Raw genomic sequence first — 23,549 nt, 5'->3', positions numbered from 1 at the left:
CCCTGGCGCCCGGATGACCCCAGCTCACCGGCCCCGCTGGCCGGCGACCACGGCGGCGGGACACCACCCGGCCCCGCCGGCGGTCCGCCGCGGCGTGCCGGGGCGACCTGACCACGGCACACAAGAGGACTTCTACATTCCAGAACATCGGCGCCTAAGCTTTCCGCTATGTCGAATGCGATGGATGACGATGTCTACGGCGCGAGCTCGGTCGCGAACGCGCTGCGCACCCTGGTCTACCTGGGAGGTCGGGACACCGTCCGGGTGACGGACGTGAGCGAGCACCTCGGCGTGGCTCGTTCGACCGCGCACCGACTGCTGTCCACGCTGCGCGGCCACGGCTTCGTCGAACAGGTTCCCGACGGTCGGCAGTACCGCCTCGGGCCCGTACTCCTCGGCCTGGCCCACGGCCGGGTCGCGGTGGAATCGCGTAGACGCATCGGCACCCGCGAACTCGTCCGCATCGCCCGCCCCCACCTGGAGCGGCTGCGCGACGCGGCGGCCGAGACCAGCAACCTGCTCCAACTCGACGGCCCCGACGCGGTCTTCCTGGACGGCGTCGAGGGCCCGCACCCGCTGCGGGTCGCACCCCGGACGGGGGACCGGCTCCCCGCGTACACCACCGCCGGCGGCAAGGCGCAGTTGGCGGAGCTGCCCTGGGAGACGGTGCGCATGACCTACGCCCAGGGCCTGGAACAGCTCACCCCCACGACGGTGCGCGACCTGGCGGCACTGGAACAGGATCTCGCCGCGTGCCGTGGCAGGGGCTACGCGCTCAACATCGACGAGAGCGTGACCGACGTGCACGGCATCGGGGTGAGCGTACGGGACCGGGACGGCGTCTGCGTGGCCGCCGTGACGATCTCCGCCCCCAGCACCCGCCTCGGCGCCACCCGCGCCGCCGACCTGGCCCCCCTGCTCCACACGGCGGCCGAGGCCATCGGCGCCGAGCTCTAGCGGCACCCGTCCGGACCCGCCTGGGCCACACACCGACCAGGTCGCGCCGGGCCCCGCCCGCGCACGGGCCACGGATGGCGGTGCGGTCAATGCGCCGGGACGCGACGGCGGCGACGCAGGATGGCGATGGGTCACACCGGGCCGGTGGGGCCGGTGGGCGTGGTGACGCCGGTGCGGGGTACCCGAGCCGCGCCCCGCGACCGCACGCGCCCACCCGGCGAGCGACCGCCGTCGCCGGGCGGGGCGCCGCGGTCAGGCGGCGGCGCACTGCCGGGCACCGACCACCCGTCGGGGCCCGACCCCACCCGGCACGGCGAGCGACCAGGAGAGGCGTGATGGGCGAGAACGAGAACGAGCGGGGCAACAGCGCGTACGGCAGGAAACCGTTCCGGCGCTCGCCGAGCCACTTCACCGACCGCATCACCGCGAACGGAGCCGAGGGCTGGCCCGTCGAGGCCGGCCGCTACCGGCTGATCGCCAGCCGCGCCTGCCCGTGGGCCAGCCGGGCGGTGATCGCCCGCAGGCTGCTCGGCCTGGAGGACGCCCTGTCCCTGGGCATCGCCGACCCCCTCCAGGACGACCGCAGTTGGCGGTTCACGCTCGACCCGGACGGCCGCGACCCGGTGCTCGGCATCCGCTTCCTCAGCCAGGCGTACGACGCCCGCGCCAGCGAGTACCCAGGCGGCGTGAGCGTGCCCGCCGTGGTCGACGTGCCCAGCGGCCAACTGGTCACCAACGACTACCAGCAGCTCACGCTCGACCTGGCCACCGAGTGGACGGCGCTGCACCGCCCCGGCGCCCCCGATATCTACCCCGCCGCGCTGCGCGCCGAGATGGACCAGCTCATGGCCACCATCGGCCGCGACCTGAACAACGGCGTCTACAAGGCGGGCTTCGCCACCGAACAGGCCGACTACGAACGCGCCTGCCGGGCGCTCTTCCAGTGCTGGGAACAGGTGTCACAGCGGCTCGCCGGCCGCCGCTACCTCATGGGCGACACCATCACGGAGGCCGACATCCGGCTGTTCACCACGCTGGTGCGGTTCGACGTCGTCTACCACGGCCACTTCAAGTGCAACCGCTGGAAGCTGGCCGAGGACCCGGTGCTCTGGGCCTACGCCCGCGACCTGTTCCAGACCCCCGGCTTCGGCGACACGGTGGACTTCGACCACATCAAGCGCCACTACTACCAGGTGCACACCGGCATCAACCCCACCCGTATCGTCGCGCTCGGGCCCGACCTCGCCGACTGGCTGACGCCCCACCACCGCGAGGAGCTGGGCGGCCGGCCCTTCGGCGACGGCACGCCCCCGGGCCCGGTGCCCCCGGGCGAGGAGGTCAGCGCGGCCGGCCGGCCCTGACCCGCCCCGCACCGGCCCTGACCATGCCCCGCACCGGCCCGCGGCCGACCGTCCCGACCGGCATCCCGGCCACCGGGAGCCGCCACCACCCGCCACCGCCACCGCCGGCGCGAACGCGGGCGCACCCGGCGCCCGCCCGCGCCACCCGCGCACCCCGGGCGCACGGGTGGAGCCCGGCCGTGCCACAGACGGGGAATCGGCCACGTTCCACGGCCCCGGAGCGGCCCCGCCGGGCCGTCCCCGGCCGCGTGCGGCGGCTCAGCCGCTGGTGGCGGGCCCGGCGCCGGCCCCCGGCGCGCGCCGCGCGACCGGCTCACGCCCGGCGGATACGAGGCCCCTTCCCGCGCCCGACCACCCGCACGCGCGGCGCAGCCGCAGACAACCCGCCAGCCCAGGTGGCACGCTGACGTGGCGGGCCGAGCACCACCGTACGAGCCGACAGCCACCCCTGCCGCACGCCAGCCGGCCGAGCCATCCGGGCCAGTCCGGACGCCCGCCAGGACCCGGCCCCGCCAAGCCCGCCCCGAGCCCACCCTCTCCGGCGTACGGCACCCGCTCCACCGACACCCCGGCACGCCGCGCCACCACGACCAGCCTCCTCGCGCTGAAGGGACCCATGACGGCCATGGCCGACCACGACGCCGCACCCGACACGGACGCCACCACCGCGACCAACGCCCCCGACCAGCCCGCCGCGCCGACCCCGGACGAGGTCGGCGCGATGTACGACGAGTTCGGCGACATGCTCGCCATGACGCTCGGCGGAGCCGCCGTCCACGTGGGCATGTTCGTACCGCACGACACCCCCCTCCGCACGCCCTCCCTGGTCGACCTGGCCGACCTCGCGCAGGACCGGCAGACCGACTTCTACATCGACACCCTCGACGCCGCGGGCGCCACCGCCCTGCTCGACATCGGCTGCGGCACCGGCGGGCCGGCCGTCCGCCTGGCCCAGCGCACCGGCGCGCACGTCACGGGCATCACCGTCAGCCACCAACAACTGGCCCGGTGCGAGGAGCGGGCGAGCGCGGCGGGCCCGGACGCGAGAGTCACCTTCGAGCGCGGCAACGCCATGGACCTGACGTACGCGGACGCCTCGTTCGACGCCGCCTGGTCCATCGACTGCTTCGCCCACCTCACGGACCGACCGGCCGGCCTGCGCGAGGCACGGCGGGTGATCCGCCCGGGCGGGCGCTTCCTGCTCACGGAGTTCTCCCGTCGCGGCACACCCCCCGCCGACGAGGAGGCCGCCTTCACCAGGCTGTGGGCCAGCCCGCCGCCGACGCCGTTCGCCACCCTGCTCACCGAGGTGCAGGAGGCGGGCTACGAGATCCTGACGGTGCGGAACATGACGCCGAACTCGATGCTCGCCGGCGAGCTGATGGCCCTCCTCTACCAGGACCGGCGCGCGGAGATCGAGGAGCGCTACGGCGAGGAGCTGACGGCTCAGACGGACGCGCTGATCGGCCCCTACCGTCGCTTCTGTCGCCGCTACCTGGAGTACCACGTACTCGTGCTGCGCACCCCCGAGGCGTGAGACCGCGCGCCCACCACGCGGGCCGGCCGGCCACGACACGGCCTGCCGGCCCGTGCCCGGCACCGTCTGGCCGCGCGGCCCCCGGCCGGGAGCGCCGGGCCGTCGCGGGTCGCCGGTCACTACCCTGGGCGGCGTACCGGCCCCGACCACGGTGGTGAGGCGAGCGCTGATGGACCACGAGCCCTACGACTACAGTCCCATCGTCGACCGCGAGCCGATCCGCTGGCCGTCGGGCGCCCGCGTCGCCTTCTACGTCGGGCTGAACGTCGAGCACTACCCCGTGGACCGCTCCGGGCTCAGCATCGCGCCCCACACGGCGGGCCTGTCACCCGATCCGCTCAACCACGGCTGGCGCGACTACGGTCCGCGGGTGGGCATCTGGCGCATGATGGACTGCCTCGACCACCTCGGCCTGCGCCCCAGCGTCATGCTGAACTCCGACGTCTGCGCGCGCTACCCGCGGATCATCGAGGCCGGCCGGGCCCGGGACTGGACCTGGGTCGCGCACGGCAAGGACAACTCCCGCTACCAGGCCGACATGGAGCCCGACGTGGAGCTGGCCTACGTGCGCGAGATCGTCGACACCATCGAGCGGGCCACCGGGCGCCGGCCACGCGGCTGGCTGGGCCCGGCGCTCACCGAGACCTTCCACACCCCGTACGTGCTGGCCGAACTGGGACTGGACTACGTCCTCGACTGGGCCAACGACGACCAGCCGTACTGGCTGAACGTGCCGGGGATGATGAGCGTCCCGTACCCCATCGAGGTCAACGACATCACCCTGTTCGTCGGAAAGAGCCTGAGCGGACCGGAGTTCGTGCGGATCGTCAGGGACCAACTCGACCAACTCCACGCCGATTCGGCGCACAGCGGGCGAGTGATGTCGCTGGCCCTGCACCCCTTCGTCGTCAACCAACCCTTCCGTCACAAATACGTGGCCCAGGCCCTGGAGTACGTCGCCCGCCACCCGGGCGTCTGGCTGACGACCACCGACGAGATCGCCGCCCACTACGCGCGCCACCACGCGCCCGGCCCGACCTGACCCCGAGCCCGCCGCGCGGCCGGCCACGGCCCAGGGCGCACCGGAGCCCGCCGGACGCCAGCCGGCCCGGCCGCGCACGCGCGCGACCGGGCCGGCGTCCTGCCGAGCGGGACCCACCCGCTCCCGCGAGGGCGGCGCCGCGCGCGTCAGCGGAGCGCGCGCACGGACTTGCCCTCGGGGGCGTGCGGCGGACCGGAGCCCGCCGTCGCTACTCCAGTCCCTTGTCGATGGCGGACATGAGACTGCCGTTGGGAGTGTCACCCGACATCTCCCAGATCATGGCCCCGAGCAGGTTCTTCGACTTCATCCAGGCGGTCTTCTTCTGGATCGACCAGGCGTCGTCGAAGGACCACCACTGGCCGCCCGGCCCCGTGTAGCCGTAGGTGGAGATGGACTGTTCGTCGTGGTAGACGGTCATGTTCGGCACGCTGGCCAACATGTTCTGGTAGCCGCGAATACCGGCCTCCTCGGCGAACTGCCCCGGCGCCGCGCCGTTCGCCGACTGCCACTCACCCTTCTTCCCGCCCTCGGCGACGCCCTGCCAGCCACGGCCGTAGAACGGGAAGCCGATGGTGAGCTTGCGTGGGTTGACCCCGGCATCGGTGTAGATCTTGAGGGCGCTCTCGATGCTGAAGTGCGTCGGATAGGGGTCGTCGGTGTCGGTGTAGAGGTTGCCCTGGTGGCCGGTGCGGTTGGGCTCCCAGGAGTTGTCGCTGCCCGAGCCGTGGAAGTCGTAGCCCTGGATGTTGGCGAAGTCCAGGTAGTTGAAGATCTTCGACAGGTCCCAGCCCTGCTCGACCTTGACCGGGTCGGCCGGCGTGAAGGCGGTCAGCAGCTTGCGCTCGCCGCCGGTCGCGTCGAGCTGCTTGCGGAACTCGGCGAGCAGCGCCGTCAGGTTGTCCTTGTCCTTGGCGCTGTAGTGGTTGCCCGGGTGGCCGTCGGGCGAGCCGGGCCACTCCCAGTCCAGGTCGATGCCGTCGAAGACGCCGGCACCCGTGCCCGGGCCGCCGGCGCCGTTGTAGGCGGGCAGGTCGCCCTTGATCCACACGTCGATGCAGGACTTGACGAGCTTCTCCCGCGACTCCGGGGTCGCCGCCGCGTCCGAGAAGAACTTCGAGAACGTCCAACCACCCAGCGAGACCAGGACCTTGAGATGCGGGTGCTTGGCCTTGAGCTTCTTGATCTGGTTGAAGTTGCCGCGCAGCTTGCCCCAGCCGTCGTCGGCCACGCCGTCCACCGACTGGGCGGCCGACATGGGTCGGGCGTAGTCGGCGTCCGCGTCTCCGGCGCCGGTGCCCTGGTCCGGGTCCTGCGGGTCGCTGGTGGTGCCCTTGGTGACCCCGGCCATGCAGGTCAGGTTCTTCGGGTCGAGGTTCTCGAAGGCGTAGTTGATGACGTCCAGCTTGGCGGCGGCGCCCGAGGTGTCCAGGTTCTTGACGAAGTACTGGCGCCCGTAGATGCCCCACTGGACGAAGTAGCCGACGTTCAGGTGCTTGCCGGAGCCGGCCAGGTCGTCGGTGGTGACCTTCACGGCGCCGGAGGCGGGGGAGGAGTTCTCCGCCGCGTCGCGGGCCTTGACGGTGAAGGTGTACTCGGTGACGGGGGACAGGCCACTGATCACCGCGGTCGTGGTGTCAGCGGCGACGGTCCTGGCCAGCGCGCCGTCCCGGTAGACGTCGTACGCGGCGACGCCGACGTTGTCCGTCGACTTCTCCCAGGCCAGGCTGACCGTGGAGGCGGTCTTGGCGGTGGAGCGCAGTCCGCCCGGGGCGGTCGGCGGGGTCGGGTCGGTGGCCGGGTCCACGGTGGTGGCGCTGACCGGCGCGCTGAGCGGGCTGAGGTTGCCCCGCGTGTCCTTGGCCCGCACCGCGTACTGGTACGTGGTGGCCGGGGTGAGTCCGGTGATCGTCGCGGACGTGGCGTCCGTGGTGGCCACCGTGGCCCCGTCGCTGACCACCTCGTAGGACTTCACGGGGTAGTCACCCGCCGTGGCGGCGGTCCAGTTCAGCGAGATGCTGCGGGCCGTGGCGGTGGTGACCTTGGGAGTGCCGGGCGCCGACGGCGGGACGTCCGGGGTGCCGTCGCACTTGTCGCCGTTGATGGTGCACGTCGTCGGCGCCTTCGCCGGCCCGTTGCCGATGAACCAGTAGCTGAACGGGTCGCTCGTGCCGCCGGCCCGGACGGTGCCGTTGTAGTGGGCGTTCTTGACCGACACGTGGTTTCCGGTGACGGTGGCGTCGCCGTAGTAGTGTCCGTTGGTCGTCGTGCCCGGCGGCAGGTCGAACTCCAACTGCCAGCCGGTGACGTCGGTTGAGCCGCTGTTGTGCAGCGTGTACGTACCCTTCCACCAGGAGCCGTTGTCCTGGATGGAGAAGGTCGCGGTCAGCTTTCCGGCCGCCTGGGCAGAGCTCGACAGGCCCGTCAACAGGGCGAGTGGCAGGAGGAGTGCGGTGAGCAGAGCCGCGGCTCTGCCCCTGAATCTGCGGTGGTGTCGAAACATGGCTCTCTCCCTGTGGGGGGTTGTACAGGGGAAGTGCGGAACCGTGCACACGTACGCATCACCTGGGGGCCGTGGTGCGCGAAACCTGGGGCTCGGCGGCCAGGAGCAGTCGTACGGTAAATGGTCTGGACCAAGCCGTCAACGGTTCGGGCCGCACCGGCACCGGCCGGCCGCGCGGGTGGGCCGAGCGCTCACGAAGCCACCGGGAGGCGGTGGTTGCCGCGCCCCACGCCCGAATTTCCGCCCGGCCCATGAGCGCTCCGCCGGTCCCGCTCGGGCGGGTGGATCGAATGGGGTGAGGTGGCGAGCCGACCTCGCCCGACCGCGGGCGTGACCGCCCCTGGCGTCGGATCGCGTCGGTCGGGCGCACGCTGCGGCGGTCGCGTGGGCTGCCGCCGGGTGGGCGTCGTTCGGCGGTCCCCGGCCGGTCGGCCGGCGGGGGAGCGCCGGGCCCTGCGCGGAGAAGTCGCCTGGCCCGGCGGGTGCGGAGACCCGGCCGAGCCCGGTGGGTCGGGGGCTTCCTTGCTCGAAGCAGGGCGGTCGGGCGCGCGCCGGGGCGCGCGAAGGTCGGAGCCTGCGTCCGAGCGGACCGCTTTGGGCGGCAAGGGTGAACGTTTTTGATCGAGTGCGACCGAGGCGGTTTCGGCTTTTGCAGAAGCGAATATTCGAGAACCGCAAGCAGCCCATTAACGGACCGTAGTGATGGTGATCGTATGAGTGAACGGGTAGCGTCGCGCACGCCACGGAGGTCCCGGCCCGGCGCCAACCATGAACCGGGACCGTCCGCTCTCAACTGACCCATACGATCGAGGAGGGCGCGATGCCTCCTGACCATGTCCGCGACCAGGCCGCGATGAGCGACCGCCCGCAGGAGTCCGAAATTAGCATCCCGCGCGGCCGGGGGTTCGAAACCCGCGGATGGCTTGACGCCCTTGGCAACAAGCGTGAACTGCCGTGGCCGAACGCCCCCTTGGCGCGCGTCGTGCCACAGCGGCTCGCTGACGCGGGCGGCGGGGCCATCGCGTGCCACGCCCGGCCGACGCCCGCCGAGCGCCGCCCGCTCCCGCGCTACCGGCGCCTTCGTGTCTCCCGCCGGCCCCGGCCGTCCGTCGCTCGTTGTTGACAGCCGCGCGAACCGCGTCGGTGTGGCCGCCACGCGCCCCCGCTCGTGGCCCCGGCCGGCCGGCGATTTCCATCCCACGACACGGGAAACTCCCCGTTTCCGTAGCGGGTTTCCTCCCGCACACTCCCGAAAGGGCGACACGACATGACCACGAAGGCGTCAGGTAGCAGCCTGCCCTGCCCCAACCCGGGCTGCCCCAACATCGTCGACCAGAGCGCCGGCGTCGGCCGCCCGCGGCAGTACTGCAGCGAGGCGTGCGGCCGTGCCTATCGCAAACTCCGCAGCAGCCAGCCGGAGACCGCCGACATCGACGACTACGCCGTGCAGGTCGCCGAACAGGCGGCCCACCACCTGCAGGACATCGTCCGCCTGGTCCGCGACGGCCAGGCCCTGAACGTCCTGGAGAAGATCACGGAAAGCCAGCTGTTCACGGGCGACCTGACCGCGGCCGTCGTCCAGCAGGCCCGCGCCCGCAAGCACAAGGCCGCCGACATCGCCGGCGCGATGAACATCAGCGTCGACAAGCTCAGCCGCGACTACTCCGCCGAGGCGTGCGCCCGGCGCCAGGACCGCCGCCAGCGCAAGGCCGCCCCCAGCGCCGCCCGCTCCCGCAAGCCCCCCTCGCCGCGCGGGAAGCCGGGCGGTAGGGGACGTGCCGGCGGGGCCGACGGGCGCGCCGGATTAGCCCCGCCGGACGACCCCGGGACCACGCTGGCCAACGCCCTGGCCCACCTCCACCGCGCCAGCGGCAAGACCCTGCGCGTCGCCGGCGGGGAGAGCCAGGTCACCGCCTCGTACCTGTGCCGCGTCCTGGCCGGCGAGCGCCTGCCGTCATGGACGGTCACCCACCAGCTCGGACTGGCCTACGGTGCCGACCCGGCGGACCTGCGCCCCCTGTGGGAGGCGGCGCGCGGCTACGAGATGACGGCGCCGCTCACCCTGCACGCCGCGCTGCGCGGCCTCCACCTCTCCGCGGCCTGTCCGACCTATTCCGCTATTCGCACGCTGAGCCGCGACGGCCTGTCGGTGGCGGACATCCGCGGCATGCTGGACGGTTCGCGGGTGCCCGAATGGGAGCGGGTGGGCCAACTGGTCGAGGCGCTGCGCGGGCGCGCGGACACCATCCGCCCCCTGTGGCACATGGCCAAGCTCGCCGCCGACGCCGGCCACCCCCCGCACGCGCCCGCGTCCACCGGCCCGCACCGACTGCCGGCCCAGGCGTTCGGGTGACCGTGTCCGCCTCCTGGTGCCCCGCCCGCCGCGCGCGGGGGGCCGTGGTCTTCGAGGGCTTCCGCACCCTGTACGCGGGCCCCTACCTCGCGTACGCCCGCGTGCACCTGGGACCACGGCGTGGTCCGGACGCCGTGGAACGGGCCTTCGGCGCGCTCGTCCGCCACTGGTTGAGGATCGTCGGCAGCAGCAACCCCGCGGTGGCCGCCTGGGAGCAGTTGGTCGCGCACACCGGCAGCCGCGTCCGGCCGCTGCCCCTGGCGGCGCGCTCGCCCCTGGAATACGACGCGATCGTGCTGCACCACCTCCTCGGCTACAGCGTCGCGCGGACCGCCGACATCACCGGCCACCACCCCAGCAAGATCGGCTACCTGGCCCGCACCCGCCCCCCGACCGCCGCGCGCCCGGCCCGGCCCGCCGCCGAGTCGGCACCGGACGAGCCATCACCCGACGGCTCATGAGCTGGCAGGGCCGCGGGTCAGCCCCTGCGCCGCGGCCGGAGGGCGGCGGGGTCGGGGGCCGGGCGCGCGTCGCCGGGCGTGTGCCCGAAGTGGTCCCGGAAGACCCGGGTGAAGTGCGCCTGACTCGCGAAGCCCCACTGGTGGGCGACGTCGGCGACCGTCAGGTGCCGGGAGCGGGGATCGGTGAGTTGCTCGCGGGCCCCCGCCAGCCGCTGTTCCAGGATGTACCGCGACGGGCTCACCCCCGTCGTGGCGAAGATGCGGCTCAGGTGGCGGGTGGAGACCCCGACCGCGTCGGCGACGTGCTCGGCGCACAGCCGTGGGTCGCACAGGTGGCGGGCGACGTACTCCTTGGCCACCATCAACTGCGACGGCCTGGCCGGCGCCGGGCTCTGGCCGTCGACGCGGGGCGCGGCCAGCGACCTGACCAGGTCCAACACGGTGGCCTCGGTGCTCACCGCATCGCCGCTCCCGCGCCCGGCGGTCCAGTCGGTCAGGACCGAGCGCAGCGTGGAGACCAGCGCCCCCTCGGTCGCCGACTCCCCGCCGAACAGGAGTGGCGTCGCCACCCCGCCGGCGGCGCAGTGCTCGCTGAACGTCCGGCTGGGAATGTCCACCAGGAGTTGCCGCATGGTGGAGGGGAACCCGAACAGGTACGACTGACGCGTGTCGTAGAGCACCAGGTCACCGGCGCGCACGCTGAGACAGCCACCCGCGTGGAAGAAGACGGCCTGCCCCGCGGTGAGGAGGGTGGCGAACACCGAGTCCTTCGGCAGCGCGCGACAGGTACGCGGGGTGCGCTCGATCACGTGCTCGTTGCCGGCGATGTCGGCGAGCCGGAGATCGCGCAACTGGACGTTGGTCTGCGAGGCCAGCAGCCCCTGCTCGGAGTAGGGGGAGCAGGTCAGGCCGACGAGCGCCTTGCGGTTGTACTCCTCCCAGAAGTCGACCCGGTCGGCCGGGTCGACGCACCGCGTGGAGACGTGGGAGGCCGCGGGGGCGGCGGGTGTGGTCATCTGAGCCTCCTTGCCGGTGGGCGTACCCGTGGCGGGGAAAGGTACCGGCATCCGCTGGGTAGCGCTACCGCCGGGACCCGTCCAGAGGCTGGCTCGCCGTGGGGAGGGCGGGCGACCCCGGTCGACGCGGGTGCGCGGCACCTGTCTGTGCCGCGGCCCGTTGTCAGCGTGCCGACAGGCGCAGCGTACCTCCGTGCGCCCGGCGGTCGAAGGGTTGCGCGGGGTCGGAGTCAGACGGCCAGGTAACCCCCGTCCACCGGGACGACGGCCCCGTTGACGTACGTCGCGGCCGGCGAGCACAGGAAGGCGATCGCCGCCGCGATCTCGGCCGGGCGGCCGAGCCGGCCGAGCGGGACCCGGGCCAGCACCGACCGGGTGGCGGCCGGGTCGTCGAGGATGCCGCGGGCCAGCGAGGTGGTGACGAAGCCGGGGGCCACCGCGTTGACGCGGATGCCGTCGGCGGCGTACTCGGCCGCGAGCGACCGGGTCAACTGGGCGATGCCCCCCTTGCTCGCGCTGTACGCCGGCCGGTCGCGGCTGCCGAAGAAGCCGAACATCGAGGAGACGGTGACGATGCTGCCGCCGCCCCGGGCCAGCGCGGGCCGCGCCGCCTGGCAGGCCACCATCGTGGCGGTGAGGTTGACCGCGAGTACGTGCTCCCAGCTCGCCGGCTCGTACTCGGCCCGGTCCCGGCTCAGGCCGGCACAGGTGACCAGGTGGTCGAGCGGGCCGGCCGCGGTGATCTGGTGGGTGAGACCGGCGTGGTCGGTGACGTCGAGTTCGGTGACCCTCACCCGGGGGTGTCGGGGCAACTCCTCGCTCTGGACCGGTGGCAGGCCGAGCGCGTGCACCTCGGCGCCGAGTTCCGCGAGCAGGGTGGCCGTCGCGGCGCCGATGCCGGAGGTCCCCCCGGTGATCACGACGGTGTGGCGGGCGAAGGCGTCGGGGGCGAAACCAGTGGTCATCGGGCGGCCTCCGCTCGGTGGGTGGCTGGCGCGGTGGTGACCGCGTCGGGTGCGGGGTCCACCAGCACCTTGATCTGCCCGCCCCCGCCCAACAGCGCCTCGAAACCCTGGTCCACCACGTCCTCGAGGGCCACCGTCGAGGTGACCACGGGCCGCAGGTCCACGCCCTCGTCGGCCACCAGCCGGATCAGCTCCGGGTAGGTGTCGCGGTAGCCGACGGTGGAGATGATCGACTGCTCGTTGTTGACGAGGGCGAAGGCGTCGAGGCGCACCTGCTGGGCCAACCCGACCAGGACCACCCGCCCGCCGCGCCGGGTCGCCCCCAGACAGGTGTCCAGGGCCGCCTGAGACCCCACCACCTCGAACGCCACGTCGACCCCCTCGCCGCCGGTCAACCCACGGACCGCCGCCGCCGCGTCGGCCCCGCCCGAGGCGTCCACCAGGTCGGTGGCGCCGAGCCGGGCCGCGATCTCCAACCGGGCCGGCGCGACGTCCACGGCGATGATCCTGGTCGCGCCGCGCCGCCCGGCGAGCAGGACGGCCAGCAGGCCGATGGGCCCGAGCCCGACGACCGCCAGCGACCCGCGCAGGGGCTCGGCGCGCCGCAGCGCGTGCAGGGCGACCGAGGCCGGCTCGAACAGCGCGGCCTGCTCCAGCGGAACGGCGGCGGGTAGCGGGTGCGCCATGTAGCGCGGGACCGCGGCGTACTCGGCCAACCCGCCGTGCCCCATCAGGCCGGCGAAGCCGAAGTGGCGGCAGATGTGGTAGTCGCCGGCCTGGCAGCGCGGGCAGGTGCCGCAGCGGTAGTTCGGCTCGATGGCCACCGGGTCGCCCACGGCGAGGTCGGCGACCGAGGACCCGAGCGCGGCCACGGTCCCGCAGAACTCGTGCCCCAGGATCAGGGGCGCCGTGACCCCGGAGGCCGGGTGCGGGGCGGTGGTCGGGATGGTGTGCGGCCCGTTCGCGTACTCGTGCAGATCGCTGCCGCAGATCCCGCAGTACGCCACCCGTATCAGCACCTCGTCGGGTCCGGGGGTGGGCACGTCGGTCTCCGCGATGCGTACGTCGCGGGCTCCGTGCCAGACGGCGGCCTTCACGGGGTCGCTCCTGTCTTGGTCGGGGTGGGGGCTCCGGTGCGCTCGGCCCGGCGTCGCAGCACCCTGGGGGCGGTCTCGCGCAGGCCGAAGGAGAGCAGGACGACGGCGACCGCGCCACCGGCGGAGATGTACATGGCCGTCTGCAACCCCCAGGTGTCGGAGGCCCAGCCGGCGGCCAGCGGGGCGAGGACGCCACCGGTCAACTCGCCGACGCCCATGACCAGGCCGAGCGCGGTGGCCAGCGCGCCCCGGGGACGGTCTCGGCGGGAATGGTGGCCATGATCAGGGTGAAGCAGCCCAGTCCGGTGTAGGTGAGCACGACGACGGCGCCGAGCAGCAGCGGGTTGTCCACGTACACCACCGCGAGCGGGCACAGGACGGCGACCGAGGTGAAGGCGATCATGGTGGTGCGGCGGCCGACGCGGTCCGAGATCGCCGGCGTGAGGAACCCCCACAGCACCCAGGCGACGCCGAAGCAGGTCATCACCGCACTCATGGTGCCGGAGGAGTAGCCCTTCTCGTCCTTGAGGTAGACGGGGGTGAAGGTGATGATGACGACGAACCAGGTGAGGTAGCAGCAGGCCGCGAGCGTGCACAGGACGATGTTGCGGTGCGCCCACACCTCCCGCAGCGGCGTCGAGGCGCCGGCGGGCGTGGCCGCGACCCTGCCACGGGCCGGGTCGCGCTCCACCCCGGGCGGCACCTCACGCACCGACCTGGCCATCCAGGCCGCGATGAGCAGGCCGGGCACGATCGTCAGGAGCAGGACCGTGCGCCAGCCGAAGTGCTCGGCCACCCACACCACCACCAGCGGGGCGGCGATCCCGCCCAGCAGGCCGGCCGCCGAACCCTGCAACAGTCCCATGTTCAGGCCGCGGCGGTGTTCCTGGGACGCCTCCACCATCAGGGACTGGGACAGGGGCAACACCGCCCCCTCGGCCACTCCCATCAGCGCGCGGGCGGCGAGCAACCCGAAGAACCCGGTCATCAGCCCGCCCGCCGCGGAGAAGACGGAGAAGAGCACGACGGCGCCGATCAGCAGCGGCTTGCGCCGCCCGAGTCGGTCCGAGACGCGCCCGATGACCATCCCGGACAGTGCCCAGGTGAACGCCAACGCGCCCGAGAGCACGCCGAGTTCGGTGTTGGACAGGTCGAAGTCGTCGTCGATGAACGGTGCGAGGAAGGACAGCGCCTGGCGGTCGAAGAAGACGAATCCGAAGGCCAGGAAGAGGACCAGCAACAGCCGGTTCTCGTAGGCGAGCGCCGCGTCGCTGACGGGGGCCGGGGGCGGCGCACTGGTCTGGGTGGGTGGCTCGGTCATGGGGACCTCGGGTCGGTGCGGTGGGCCAAGGTCAGCGGAACAGGGAGTTGACGTAGTCGGCGCCGATGCCCACCTGCTCGTAGTGGTTGCGGCACATCTCGATGTAGTCGTGGACGTCGAAGTAGCCGGCCGTCTCGCCGTTCTCGTCCAGCCAGATCAGCGGGCCCTTGACGATGAAGAACGTCTTCATCGGCTCGCCGCTGTCGTACGCCACCAGGGTGTGCCCCTCGCCCGGCGCCTCGTAGACGAAGTCGCCCGCGCTCGCCGTCCAGGGCCGCTCCAGGTAGCCCCACTTGCCGGAGATCGTGTACGCGAACACCTCGTGCGGGTGGTAGTGGCGGTTGACCAGCCCCGCCTCCTTGGCGCGCAGGATGTCGGCCCAGGAGTTGTCCTTGACGTTGATCCACAGCGGGCGCGAGCCCACGGTTTCGGTGAACGGCACGTAGTACCGGTCGTCGTCGGTGGCCACCTGGGAGAGGTAGACCTCGGGCAGGGCGTCGGGCTTGAAGGAGTTCTGGATCGGCTTGAGGGTCTTCCAGAACTCGCTGTTGGCTGCCTCGGGCATGATCGGGCTCCCTTTCGTCGGTAGGTGGCCGCAGTGAACCCCGGGGCGCGGACGCGCGTCTTTCCCAGGGCGGACGCCGCGCTTTGCCCGTTTCGGACACGCCCGCCCCACGCCGGCGGAGCCCCGGCCCGCCCCCGCGGCTCGGCGAGCACGCCAGCGATCAGAGGCCCTGCGCCGGGCGGTGGCGCTTCGGATGACGACCAACCCCGCGCGCGGGCGGCGAGGCCCGGCGATTGCCGCGCCGGTGGGTGTGGGGTGGGCCGCCGGGCCGGTGAGGCGGCGATCCCCTGGCTGTGACTCTGTGGCTCTGTGACCGGCCGGGGTGGAGCCCTCACATCGCGGGCCAGCCCCCGCGCGCCACGGGTGACGACATGACGGCCGCGCGCCACGGGCCGCTGACCAGCTCGGTCAGCGGCCCGTGGCGCGCGGGAGTACGGCTCGTGGAGTGGCGGCCGGTCCTACGGGCCGGCGAGGGTGACGCGGGCACACTCACGGCAGGCACGCGCCGAGGCGGCGATCCGGGTGTGGAAGGCGATGGTCACGACGCCCGCGACGGCGCTCAGCGGCCAGTTCGTCGCCAGGACCGAGGCCAGCGTGAGGGTGAGCGCGCTGATGGCGAGGGCGACCGCCGCCGTCGTACCCGCCCAGGCGACCATGAGCGGCAGTTGGTGCGGGGTGGGCAGCCAGCGCGCGAGGGCGCCGGTGGCGGCCAGCGCCGCCGCCGCGAGGAAGGCGGCCGACGCCGCGATGCCACCCAGGTGAGCCACGAACAACTGGACCAGATCAGGCAGTTGGTGGCCCGTCGAGCCGTCCCACGTCTCCGCCAGGTACCAGCACAGGAACAGGAAGGGGACGATCAACATCACCGCGCGGGCGGTGTGTCGGGCCTGGGCGATGGTGAGTTCGCGCTGGAAGCTCGGGGCGATCTCGGCGACGGTGCCGAACTCGTACACCGCCTGCCGCGCGGCATGGTGGTCCGGCTCGCGCCCGCACGACAGGTCCCGGGCCGCGTCGATGAGGCCATCCCGCAGGTCCATCACCATCCGGGACTTGACCCGGACCGGCCCGTGCAACGCCGCCGACAGGTCCGCGACGTGGGCCTCGATGGGGTCCGCGTCGGTCGTGGGCGCGCTCATGTCGCCTGTCCGGGTTGGGGTGCCGGCTCCAACACGGCGCCGATCGCGGTGGTGAACTCGCGCCACACCGACCGCTCGGTCGCCAGGCTGCGCCGGCCGGCGTCGGTGAGTTCGTAACACCGTCGCCGCCGCTCGCCCTCGGACTCCCAGACGCTGCGCAGCAGTCCGAGCCGCTCCAGCTTGTTCAACGCCGGGTAGATCGTGCCCTTGCGCAGCTCCAGGACCCCGTTGCTGCGTTCCTGCACCGCGGTGATGACCGCGTATCCGTGCAGCGGGCCGGATTCCAGTACGGACAGCAAGAGCCCGTCCAGATGCCCGCGTACCGCGCTCGCCTTCATGGTTAGGCAGCCTACCCAAAGGGCATGCGGACGTGCTACCTATAGTTCGACAGCCAACCTATTGGCAGCCAATCCAGAAGGGCTCTGCGGTGACGAAATTCCTGCTGTCCGTGCACGTCTTGGCGGCGATCCTGGCGATCGGGCCGATCACGGTCGCGGCCTCGATGTTCCCCCGCTACGTCCGCTCCCCAGCGGCCGACGGCGACGGCTCGGACCAAGCCCGTACGGCGGCGCTCCTGCACCGCGTGTGCCGCGGCTACACCGTCGTCGGCATAGCGGTCCCGGTCTTCGGGGTCGCCACGGGGGCCCAACTCGGCGTGCTCACGGACGCCTGGCTGCTGACCTCGATCGTGCTGACCGCCGCCGCGGCGGCGCTGCTGTTGCTGGCAATCCTGCCCGGGCAACAACGCCTGCTCGTCCAGCCGGCGGGCGCTGCCTCGGGCGCGGGCGCGGACGCCGGTGTCGCGGAGACGGCCCGCTCGGCTGCCGCGCGCCTGGCCATGGTCACGGGCACGTTCAACCTGCTGTGGGCGGTGGTCGTCGTCCTGATGATCGTGCGCCCCGGCTCCACGACGGGGGCCTGAGCATCGTGCGCGTACTTCGCATCGCGGCCGTGGTGGAGGCCGTTTCCCTGGTGTTCCTGCTGGTCAACGTCTTCACCGTGCACGTCGGCGTGATCACCTCGCTCGGAGGCCCGACGCACGGGACGGCCTACCTGGTCATCATTGTCATCGCCTGGCATACCCCGCCGGCCCTGGCTCCGGGCGCCCGCCCGCGCGCCCTCGTCCCCGGCATCGGCGGGTTGCTCGTCCTGCGGCGCATGCCCCAGGAGGCGTCGGCGGCCCAGCGGCCTCGCCTCGTCGAGGAGGAGTGAGGCACGGACCACGCGCCCGGCCACGTCGTCCCCGACTCCGCGCCCTCGGCGACCGGGAGTCGGGGACGGGTGTGTGTCCGGGGCTACTGGTGAAGGGCGATGAGGCGCGCGAGGTGTTTGCCCGCGATCCGCAGCGGCTCCTTGCTCTGCGCGACCTGGGCCGCCAACTCGGCGCCCTCCATCGTGCTGATCACGGTGTGGGCCAGGTCGTGCGCGTCGCCCTCGCTCATGCCGGAGGCGCGCAACCTGTCGTGCACCAGCCCGCGCCAGCGGGCGAACGCCTGCGCCGCGGCCGTCTGGATGTCGGGGGCGCGGCCCGCCGTGCCGAGCGAGGTCGTGGTGATGGGGCAGCCGTCCACCCACTGTGAGGCGTGCAGGCCATCGGCGAGCTCGTCGCACAGGTCGGCGATGGCCCGCGCGGTGTCCTCCTCGCGCTCCAGCGCCTCGCGCAACACGTCGAAGAACTCCTGGTCGCCGTGGTGAATGGCGGCGACGGCCAGCTCCTGCTTGCCACCGGGGAAGAAGTGGTACACGGAGCCGAGCGTGGCCCGCGCCTCCTGGGCGATCTGCTTGATCCCGGTGCCGTCGTAGCCCTGTCGCTGCATCAGCAGGGACGCCGCGCGGACGATACGGGTGCGGGTGTCGGGGGTCGCCGCTGTCTTCGTCTCCGTGTTCACGCGAGCCAGCTTATCGGATAGAGCGTTCGTTCCAGTGGTGTGCTACGTTGCGTCGCAGCGCTAAATAGAGCGTTCGTTTTAGAGAGCGACGGAGGAATTCTGATGGGTACGAATGGACGGTCTGTGACGGTGATCGGTCTGGGCCCGATGGGGCGTGCCATGGTGCGTGCCTATCTGGCGCGGGACTACGAGGTGACCGTGTGGAACCGGACCGCGAGCAAGGCCGATGACCTGGTGGCGGCCGGCGCGCGGCTCGCTCCCTCGGTCGAAGAGGCCCTGGGCGCCAACGAGTTGGTGATCCTCAGCCTGACGGACTACGCCGCGATGTACGCGCTCCTCGAACCGGTGACGGCCGCGCTCTCGGGCAGGGTCCTCGCCAACCTCAGCTCCGACACCCCGGAGCGGGCCCGCGAGGCGGCGGCTTGGGCGGCCCGACACGGGGCGCGCTACCTCACCGCCGGGGTGGCGGTCTCGCCGGACCTGGTGGGAACGCCGGACGGTTTCACGTACTACAGCGGGCCCGAGGACCTCGTCGAGGAGCACCGGGGCGCCCTGGAGGTGATCAGCAGGGTCGAGTACCGGGGCGAGGACCCGGGGCTCGCGGCGCTGTACTACCAGATCCAGATGGACCTGTTCTGGACGAGCCTGACCGCCTGGCTGCACTCGGTGGCCGTGGCCGAGGCGCACGGCATCTCGGTCGAGGACATCCTGCCGTACTCGGTGGACGTGGCCGACTCGCTGTCGACCTTCTTCCGGTTCTACGCGCCACGGCTCAGCGCCGGGGACGACACGGGTGACGTGGACCGGCTCGCCATGGGGGTGGCCAGCATGGAGCACGTGGTGGACACGGTGCGGGCGGGGGGAGTGGCGACGGGCCTGCCCGAGGCGGTGCTCGACGTGTTCCGACGCGGCGTCGCGGCGGGCCACGCGAACGACAGCCTCACCAGCCTGCGCTCCCTCCTGCGGGCGGGCACGGTCCCGGCCTGACGCGCCGAACGCGGGCTGAGCCACGCGACCCCCGTACGGCACGGGTGCCCGGAGCCGCGGGAACCTCCCCGCGGCTCCGGGCCGTACGGCGCACTCCTTCACCCTCTTCGCGGAGGCGCCGTGCCGCGCCTGACATCGCGCGGGGAGCGCGTGGGCCGGTCAGCGCTGTGGGGTCGGGAAGGCCACCGGGCTGCGTAGCCCCGCCCGGTTGACCGCGCGGACGCCGAAGAACACGTTGTCCTTGGACAGGCCGACGGTGTGGCGGGTGGTGTCACCCACCGGCCGCGCGTGGGTCCACTGCGCGGCGGTGGTCTCGCGCCAGACCACCTCGTAGCCCGCCAGGTCCGGCTCGGGGCCCCGCTCCCACACCAGTTCCGTCTCGTTGGTCAGGGCCGCGGTGAGGATCTTCACGCCGCGCGGCGTACCGGGGGCCTGGGCCAGGTTCCACAGGGCCGCGGCGTTGACGCGGGCCACGCGGGCGATGTAGGGGAAGTCGCAGAACTCGGGCAGGTCCCCGTACTGCTTGCCGTCGACGACGCGCACGTCCTGGTGCTGGTGGGCGTAGTCCTCGGCGGGCTCGGTGAACCGGGCCGCGGGGTAGGCGCGCTCGAGGAACGGGATGTGGTCGCCGCCGCGCAGATAGCGGTCACGGCGGTAGATGACCCGGACCTTCATCCCGGTCACCCCCGGTCCCGCGACGTCCTGCACGAACCGGGCGAGCTGGCGCGAGGGCGAGTCGTTCTCGCCGCCCACGGAGCGCCGTACCTCGCCCTCCTGCGGGGTCTCGGAGGTGGGCACACCCTCGGCGAACAGCCTGATGCTGTGGGGGTCGCGGCTGCCGTCGTCGGCGGTGGAGCTGCCGACGATGTCGTTGGTGAACATCCCCTGCACGTCGGCCTGCCGCTCCCGGTAGCTCTGCGCGAGGTGGGCCGCGCCGTACAGGCCCTGCTCCTCGCCCGCCACGGCGGCGAAGACCAGCGTGGCGCCGGTGCGCCGGGTGGCCATGACGCGGGCCAGTTCCATCACGACGGCCACCCCGGAGGCGTCGTCGTCGGCTCCCGGGGCGTCGCTGGTGTGGTCCATGACGTCGCTGGCGCGGGAGTCGTAGTGCCCGGAGACGACGTAGACGCGGTCGGGTGAGGTCGTGCCGCGCAGGGTGGCGACGACGTTGGAGATCCGGGTCGGAACCGGGATACGGGGTGCCGGCTGCTGCACGTACGACTGGAGCTCGACCGTCATCCGGCCGCCGGACGCCCGCGCGTACTCGCGCATCCGCGCCAGGATCCAGTCGCGGGCCGCGCCGATGCCGCGCTCGGGGTCGTCCTGGGTGGAGAGGGTGTGCCGGGTGCCGAAGGCGGCCAGGCGCCGCACGGTCGCCTCGATGCGGCGGTGGTCGATCTCCCGGAGCAGGGTCCGTAGTTCCGGCGGGGGCGGCTGCGGAACGAGCCGGCCCCGTTCGCCCGCGACCGCGACGCCGGTGGTCGTGGCGGCAGCGGCGGCGGTGGCCGCGGTGGTAGCGAGCAGGGTGCGCCGAGAAGCGCCCGTCGGATTCACCATGCGGGTATCGTCATGCACGCAACAACCGGCTCGCAAGACGCGTACACCCCGCGGATGCCCGACGGCGTCCTCCCACCTCGTTCAGCCGGTCCTCCGCCACGGGGACGCACACGCCCTGTCGGGTCCCGCGTTCCCCTCCCGTTCCCCGCCGCGGACTCCCCGGCCCGGGACCGACCCCGGTCTCCCGGACCCGGCCCACCCGCTCGCCGTCGCCTCTCAGCCTCGGCAACGATGGAAGCCGGTCAGAACGTGGGGCCCTGGGTCTGGGACGTCACCATCTCCACGGCCTCCTCGTGCGTGGCGACCGAGGGCTGGGACCCCTCCAGCGGCTGGCGGGCCGTCTCCTTGATGAACGCCACGGCGACCAGGCCGACCGAGGCCGCCACGATCGCGTACACGGCGGGCATCATGTCGCTGCCGGTCAGGCTGATCAGGCCGGTGATGACCAGCGGAGTCGTGCCGCCGAACAGGGACGCGGCGAGGTTGTAGCCGATGGACAGCGAGCCGTAGCGGACGTTCGTCGCGAACAGGGCGGGCAGGACGGCGGACATCGTGCCCAGCAGGCAGACGAGCGGCAGGCCCAGCATCAGCATCCCTGCGGTGACGGCCGCGAAGCTGCCCTCCTGCAGCAGCCAGAAGGCGGGCACGGAGAGCAGGATGAAGCCGCCCATGCCCGCCGCCAGCAGCGGTTTGCGGCCGATGCGGTCGTTGAGCCGGCCGACCTGGTTGACCAGGCACATCAGCACGACCATGGTGCCGACCAGGATGAGCAGACCGTGCGAGTCGTCGTAGTCCAGCTCGTCCGTGAGGTAGGTGGGCATGTAGGAGAGCAGCATGTAGTGGCAGATGTTGTACGCCGCCACGAGCACCACGCACAGCAGCAGGCGCTGCCACTGCGCCACGAAGATCTCCTTGAGCTCGGTCCCCTCGCTCGTGATGTGCTCGTCCGCCATCTCCTCCTCAAGCCGCTGGAACGCCGGCGTCTCCTCCAGCTTGAGCCGCAGGTACAGGCCCACCAGGCCCAGCGGCCCGGCGACCAGGAACGGCACCCGCCAGCCCCAGTCCTCCATCGTGCCGTCGCCCAACCACTCGGTCAGCCCGACCACCAGGGCCGCCGCACTCGCGTAACCGGCCAGGGTGCCGAGTTCGAGGAAGCTGCCGAAGTAGCCGCGCTTCTTGTCGGGCGCGTACTCGGCGATGAAGGTCGAGGCACCCCCGTACTCGCCACCCGTCGAGAAGCCCTGGAGCAGCCGGAAGAAGATCAGCAGCACCGGCGCCCAGAAGCCGATCGAGGCGTACGAGGGGATGAGCCCGATACAGAAGGTGCCGAGCGCCATGAGGATCATGGTGAGCGCGAGTACCTTCTTGCGGCCCACCCGGTCGCCGAGCGGCCCGAAGTAGAGCCCGCCGAGCGGCCGTACCAGGAAGGCCACGGCGAAGGTCGCGAACGACGACAGGAGCTGCATCGTGTCGTTGCCGGACGGGAAGAACACGTGCCCGATGGTGACGGCGAGGTAGCTGTAGATGCCGAAGTCGAACCACTCCATGGCGTTGCCGAGTGACGCCGCCTTCACCGCGCGCCGCACGGTCTTCTCGTCAGTGACCGTGATGTCGGTCCGCCGCAGCCTGGGGTTCTTCCGGCGGGCGATGGCCCGGAACAGCGGCCGGTGGCGTCTGACGGCCTCGGGGTCCAGCGCGGCGTCATCGGGGGGTGTGCCAGTGGTCACGACTCGCCCTTCCCTTCCTGTGTTGCGAACCGCGTGGGGAGCGGTCTCGTACGACTCAAGCTGCTGCGCCCGATCACGGGTGATCAAACCTCTTGTGGCAGATATGAGGAGATTGGTCACATCCAGCGAGCCATCCGGGTGCGCGCCGCCTGTCCATGACCCGGCGCGTGCTGCCCGCCCGTCCGGTACGCGAGGGTGTCCTGGTGCGCCGGTGCCTCCCCGTGGCCGAAGGTGCGGTCCCGGACACGTACCCCGAAACACCCGTCCCTCCCGCGCGGCCCCTCGCACGGGTGTCGGCGCCGGGCTCGGTCCAGGCGTGGGGGAGCCGCTCGTCGCTCCCGTCATGACAGCTCACCCCGCGATCTTTCGCGTGGCCGGATCGTCACACGCGCGGTTACGGTATGTCGCGTTATGGGCACCCACACTGTGGCGACATGCGGTGGCGAGGAGGCCGAGCGGGCGCGACGGTGAGGGTTACAGCAGGGAGGCGTCCTCCAGCACCCTGTCGACCTGCTCCCGTCCCTGCTGTTCGGTGAGGCCGAGGAGGAATGCCGAGCGGCTGTCGTCCAGCGAGATGAGGGTCATGCGGAGATGGAGGGTGCCGCAGTCGGGATGGGTGACCTTCAGCACCGCCGTGTGCGCCGGCCGGTCGCCCACCGTCGTCGCCTTGGACTCCTGGGGTGTCGACTTCCCGTCCGGGCAGAAGAACTCGGCGTTCGACGAGGCCGCGCGCTCCGCCTCGTACCGCAGCTCGGGTTGCGGTACGCCGCCGGCCCGGCCGGCCATGACCGAGCCGCCCTTGCCGTCACCGCTCTTGTTGCCGGCCGCCGAGGTGAAGGCGTCGATCAGGCCGTCCTTGCTGCGCTCCCAGCCCTCCGGTATCGCGTAGGAGATCCCGGCCTTCTCGTCCGTGACGCGCGGCTGATCGGCCAGCGGGGAGCGGTCCTCGTCGCGCGTCAACCACCATGCGGTGGTCCCGCCGACGAGAAGCAGGACCAGCGCGACGAGACCGGCGACCACCGCCCGGCGGTTCCCCGGCCGCCGGGCCGGGGGAGGGGCAGGGGCTGTAAAGCCGGGG

The 23,549-nt window shown here is 72.5% G+C and carries 22 protein-coding genes; 9 read left to right on the top strand and 13 right to left on the bottom strand.

The features are described 5' to 3' along the window. Window positions 1-168 precede the first annotated feature (168 nt). The 4 genes from AC3CHW_RS00210 to AC3CHW_RS00195 all read left to right on the top strand — a co-directional run bounded on the left by AC3CHW_RS00210 (window position 169) and on the right by AC3CHW_RS00195 (window position 4,897). Window positions 169-957, top strand: a complete 789-nt coding sequence (locus AC3CHW_RS00210; protein WP_488469103.1) for an IclR family transcriptional regulator — start codon at window positions 169-171, stop codon at window positions 955-957. A 335-nt stretch (window positions 958-1,292) separates the two neighbouring features. Then, a complete protein-coding gene (locus AC3CHW_RS00205; RefSeq protein WP_488469102.1) occupies window positions 1,293-2,318 on the top strand; it encodes a glutathione S-transferase family protein in 1,026 nt (341 codons plus the stop codon). A gap of 625 nt (window positions 2,319-2,943) precedes the next feature. Continuing rightward, on the top strand, window positions 2,944-3,855 hold the full coding sequence (locus tag AC3CHW_RS00200) for an SAM-dependent methyltransferase (RefSeq protein WP_488469101.1): 912 nt from the start codon (window positions 2,944-2,946) through the stop codon (window positions 3,853-3,855). A gap of 169 nt (window positions 3,856-4,024) precedes the next feature. Then, window positions 4,025-4,897: a polysaccharide deacetylase family protein gene (locus tag AC3CHW_RS00195; RefSeq protein ID WP_488469100.1), complete on the top strand. Its 873-nt coding sequence runs from the start codon at window positions 4,025-4,027 to the stop codon at window positions 4,895-4,897. Between the two features lie 208 nt (window positions 4,898-5,105). On the opposite strand, the gene AC3CHW_RS00190 is transcribed toward AC3CHW_RS00195, so the two are convergent. Continuing rightward, window positions 5,106-7,397, bottom strand: coding sequence for a glycosyl hydrolase family 18 protein (locus tag AC3CHW_RS00190; protein ID WP_488469099.1), 2,292 nt, complete (start codon window positions 7,395-7,397; stop codon window positions 5,106-5,108). A gap of 1,267 nt (window positions 7,398-8,664) precedes the next feature. On the opposite strand from AC3CHW_RS00190, the gene AC3CHW_RS00185 reads away from it, so the two are divergent. Next, window positions 8,665-9,750 (top strand): helix-turn-helix domain-containing protein, encoded by a 1,086-nt coding sequence (locus AC3CHW_RS00185; protein WP_488469098.1) that lies wholly within the window; start codon window positions 8,665-8,667, stop codon window positions 9,748-9,750. Next, window positions 9,747-10,211 (top strand): hypothetical protein, encoded by a 465-nt coding sequence (locus AC3CHW_RS00180; RefSeq protein ID WP_488469097.1) that lies wholly within the window; start codon window positions 9,747-9,749, stop codon window positions 10,209-10,211. Before AC3CHW_RS00185 ends, AC3CHW_RS00180 begins: the two co-directional genes overlap by 4 nt. A 17-nt stretch (window positions 10,212-10,228) precedes the next feature. On the opposite strand, the gene AC3CHW_RS00175 is transcribed toward AC3CHW_RS00180, so the two are convergent. The 8 genes from AC3CHW_RS00175 to AC3CHW_RS00140 all read right to left on the bottom strand — a co-directional run bounded on the left by AC3CHW_RS00175 (window position 10,229) and on the right by AC3CHW_RS00140 (window position 16,649). Then, window positions 10,229-11,227 (bottom strand): AraC family transcriptional regulator, encoded by a 999-nt coding sequence (locus tag AC3CHW_RS00175; RefSeq protein WP_488469096.1) that lies wholly within the window; start codon window positions 11,225-11,227, stop codon window positions 10,229-10,231. Window positions 11,228-11,457: 230 nt separating this feature from the next. After that, complete coding sequence (locus AC3CHW_RS00170; RefSeq protein ID WP_488469095.1) at window positions 11,458-12,192, bottom strand: SDR family NAD(P)-dependent oxidoreductase; 735 nt, start codon at window positions 12,190-12,192, stop codon at window positions 11,458-11,460. Further along, window positions 12,189-13,289 carry a 2,3-butanediol dehydrogenase gene (locus AC3CHW_RS00165; protein WP_488469094.1) on the bottom strand — a complete coding sequence of 367 codons (1,101 nt, stop codon included), beginning with the start codon at window positions 13,287-13,289 and terminating at the stop codon, window positions 12,189-12,191. The genes AC3CHW_RS00170 and AC3CHW_RS00165 overlap by 4 nt, the downstream gene beginning before the upstream one ends. Beyond that, window positions 13,286-13,507, bottom strand: a complete 222-nt coding sequence (locus AC3CHW_RS00160; RefSeq protein WP_488469093.1) for a hypothetical protein — start codon at window positions 13,505-13,507, stop codon at window positions 13,286-13,288. The genes AC3CHW_RS00165 and AC3CHW_RS00160 overlap by 4 nt, the downstream gene beginning before the upstream one ends. Next, window positions 13,489-14,610, bottom strand: a complete 1,122-nt coding sequence (locus AC3CHW_RS00155; protein WP_488469092.1) for an MFS transporter — start codon at window positions 14,608-14,610, stop codon at window positions 13,489-13,491. The genes AC3CHW_RS00160 and AC3CHW_RS00155 overlap by 19 nt, the downstream gene beginning before the upstream one ends. 31 nt (window positions 14,611-14,641) lie before the next feature. Continuing rightward, the gene (locus tag AC3CHW_RS00150; RefSeq protein ID WP_176165748.1) at window positions 14,642-15,175 is read right to left on the bottom strand and encodes a 2,4'-dihydroxyacetophenone dioxygenase family protein; all 534 of its coding nucleotides are present in this window, start codon (window positions 15,173-15,175) and stop codon (window positions 14,642-14,644) included. Between the two features lie 458 nt (window positions 15,176-15,633). After that, entirely contained in the window at window positions 15,634-16,311 is a 678-nt protein-coding gene (locus AC3CHW_RS00145) for a hypothetical protein (protein ID WP_488469091.1), read from the bottom strand. After that, window positions 16,308-16,649 carry a helix-turn-helix transcriptional regulator gene (locus AC3CHW_RS00140; protein ID WP_187063385.1) on the bottom strand — a complete coding sequence of 114 codons (342 nt, stop codon included), beginning with the start codon at window positions 16,647-16,649 and terminating at the stop codon, window positions 16,308-16,310. Before AC3CHW_RS00140 ends, AC3CHW_RS00145 begins: the two co-directional genes overlap by 4 nt. Window positions 16,650-16,738: 89 nt before the next feature. On the opposite strand from AC3CHW_RS00140, the gene AC3CHW_RS00135 reads away from it, so the two are divergent. Next, window positions 16,739-17,233, top strand: coding sequence for a hypothetical protein (locus tag AC3CHW_RS00135; protein ID WP_398611155.1), 495 nt, complete (start codon window positions 16,739-16,741; stop codon window positions 17,231-17,233). Between the two features lie 5 nt (window positions 17,234-17,238). Next, window positions 17,239-17,523, top strand: coding sequence for a hypothetical protein (locus tag AC3CHW_RS00130; RefSeq protein WP_488469090.1), 285 nt, complete (start codon window positions 17,239-17,241; stop codon window positions 17,521-17,523). Window positions 17,524-17,606: 83 nt separating this feature from the next. Here the strand turns inward: AC3CHW_RS00130 and AC3CHW_RS00125 are convergent, their stop codons facing one another. After that, complete coding sequence (locus AC3CHW_RS00125) at window positions 17,607-18,200, bottom strand: TetR/AcrR family transcriptional regulator (protein ID WP_488469089.1); 594 nt, start codon at window positions 18,198-18,200, stop codon at window positions 17,607-17,609. Between the two features lie 102 nt (window positions 18,201-18,302). Between AC3CHW_RS00125 and AC3CHW_RS00120 the strand changes: the two genes are divergently transcribed. Beyond that, window positions 18,303-19,187 carry an NAD(P)-dependent oxidoreductase gene (locus AC3CHW_RS00120; protein WP_488469088.1) on the top strand — a complete coding sequence of 295 codons (885 nt, stop codon included), beginning with the start codon at window positions 18,303-18,305 and terminating at the stop codon, window positions 19,185-19,187. 159 nt (window positions 19,188-19,346) lie between these two features. On the opposite strand, the gene AC3CHW_RS00115 is transcribed toward AC3CHW_RS00120, so the two are convergent. From AC3CHW_RS00115 to AC3CHW_RS00105, 3 genes are all read right to left on the bottom strand, one after another. Continuing rightward, window positions 19,347-20,744, bottom strand: a complete 1,398-nt coding sequence (locus tag AC3CHW_RS00115; protein WP_488469087.1) for a M28 family metallopeptidase — start codon at window positions 20,742-20,744, stop codon at window positions 19,347-19,349. Between the two features lie 242 nt (window positions 20,745-20,986). Beyond that, window positions 20,987-22,471, bottom strand: coding sequence for an MFS transporter (locus AC3CHW_RS00110; RefSeq protein ID WP_488469086.1), 1,485 nt, complete (start codon window positions 22,469-22,471; stop codon window positions 20,987-20,989). A 474-nt stretch (window positions 22,472-22,945) separates the two neighbouring features. Next, on the bottom strand, window positions 22,946-23,491 hold the full coding sequence (locus tag AC3CHW_RS00105; protein ID WP_488469085.1) for a hypothetical protein: 546 nt from the start codon (window positions 23,489-23,491) through the stop codon (window positions 22,946-22,948). Between the last annotated feature and the right edge of the window lie 58 nt (window positions 23,492-23,549).

The organism is Streptomyces sp. MGP-BFMKR1 (assembly GCF_057766585.1).
Note: the sequence above shows the minus strand (reverse complement) of the source record. Positions and strands in the feature narration are given on the sequence as shown.

Excerpts from the sequence above, each read along its gene's own strand:
- AC3CHW_RS00210 (WP_488469103.1), top strand. The coding sequence starts at position 169 with ATGTCGAATGCGATGGATGACGATGTCTACGGCGCGAGCTCGGTCGCG.
- AC3CHW_RS00160 (WP_488469093.1), bottom strand. The coding sequence starts at position 13,507 with ATGGGCGTCGGCGAGTTGACCGGTGGCGTCCTCGCCCCGCTGGCCGCC.
- AC3CHW_RS00120 (WP_488469088.1), top strand. The coding sequence starts at position 18,303 with ATGGGTACGAATGGACGGTCTGTGACGGTGATCGGTCTGGGCCCGATG.
- AC3CHW_RS00185 (WP_488469098.1), top strand. The coding sequence starts at position 8,665 with ATGACCACGAAGGCGTCAGGTAGCAGCCTGCCCTGCCCCAACCCGGGC.
- AC3CHW_RS00170 (WP_488469095.1), bottom strand. The coding sequence starts at position 12,192 with ATGACCACTGGTTTCGCCCCCGACGCCTTCGCCCGCCACACCGTCGTG.
- AC3CHW_RS00200 (WP_488469101.1), top strand. The coding sequence starts at position 2,944 with ATGGCCGACCACGACGCCGCACCCGACACGGACGCCACCACCGCGACC.
- AC3CHW_RS00175 (WP_488469096.1), bottom strand. The coding sequence starts at position 11,227 with ATGACCACACCCGCCGCCCCCGCGGCCTCCCACGTCTCCACGCGGTGC.
- AC3CHW_RS00190 (WP_488469099.1), bottom strand. The coding sequence starts at position 7,397 with ATGTTTCGACACCACCGCAGATTCAGGGGCAGAGCCGCGGCTCTGCTC.
- AC3CHW_RS00115 (WP_488469087.1), bottom strand. The coding sequence starts at position 20,744 with ATGGTGAATCCGACGGGCGCTTCTCGGCGCACCCTGCTCGCTACCACC.
- AC3CHW_RS00140 (WP_187063385.1), bottom strand. The coding sequence starts at position 16,649 with ATGAAGGCGAGCGCGGTACGCGGGCATCTGGACGGGCTCTTGCTGTCC.
- AC3CHW_RS00195 (WP_488469100.1), top strand. The coding sequence starts at position 4,025 with ATGGACCACGAGCCCTACGACTACAGTCCCATCGTCGACCGCGAGCCG.
- AC3CHW_RS00150 (WP_176165748.1), bottom strand. The coding sequence starts at position 15,175 with ATGCCCGAGGCAGCCAACAGCGAGTTCTGGAAGACCCTCAAGCCGATC.
- AC3CHW_RS00155 (WP_488469092.1), bottom strand. The coding sequence starts at position 14,610 with ATGACCGAGCCACCCACCCAGACCAGTGCGCCGCCCCCGGCCCCCGTC.
- AC3CHW_RS00145 (WP_488469091.1), bottom strand. The coding sequence starts at position 16,311 with ATGAGCGCGCCCACGACCGACGCGGACCCCATCGAGGCCCACGTCGCG.
- AC3CHW_RS00205 (WP_488469102.1), top strand. The coding sequence starts at position 1,293 with ATGGGCGAGAACGAGAACGAGCGGGGCAACAGCGCGTACGGCAGGAAA.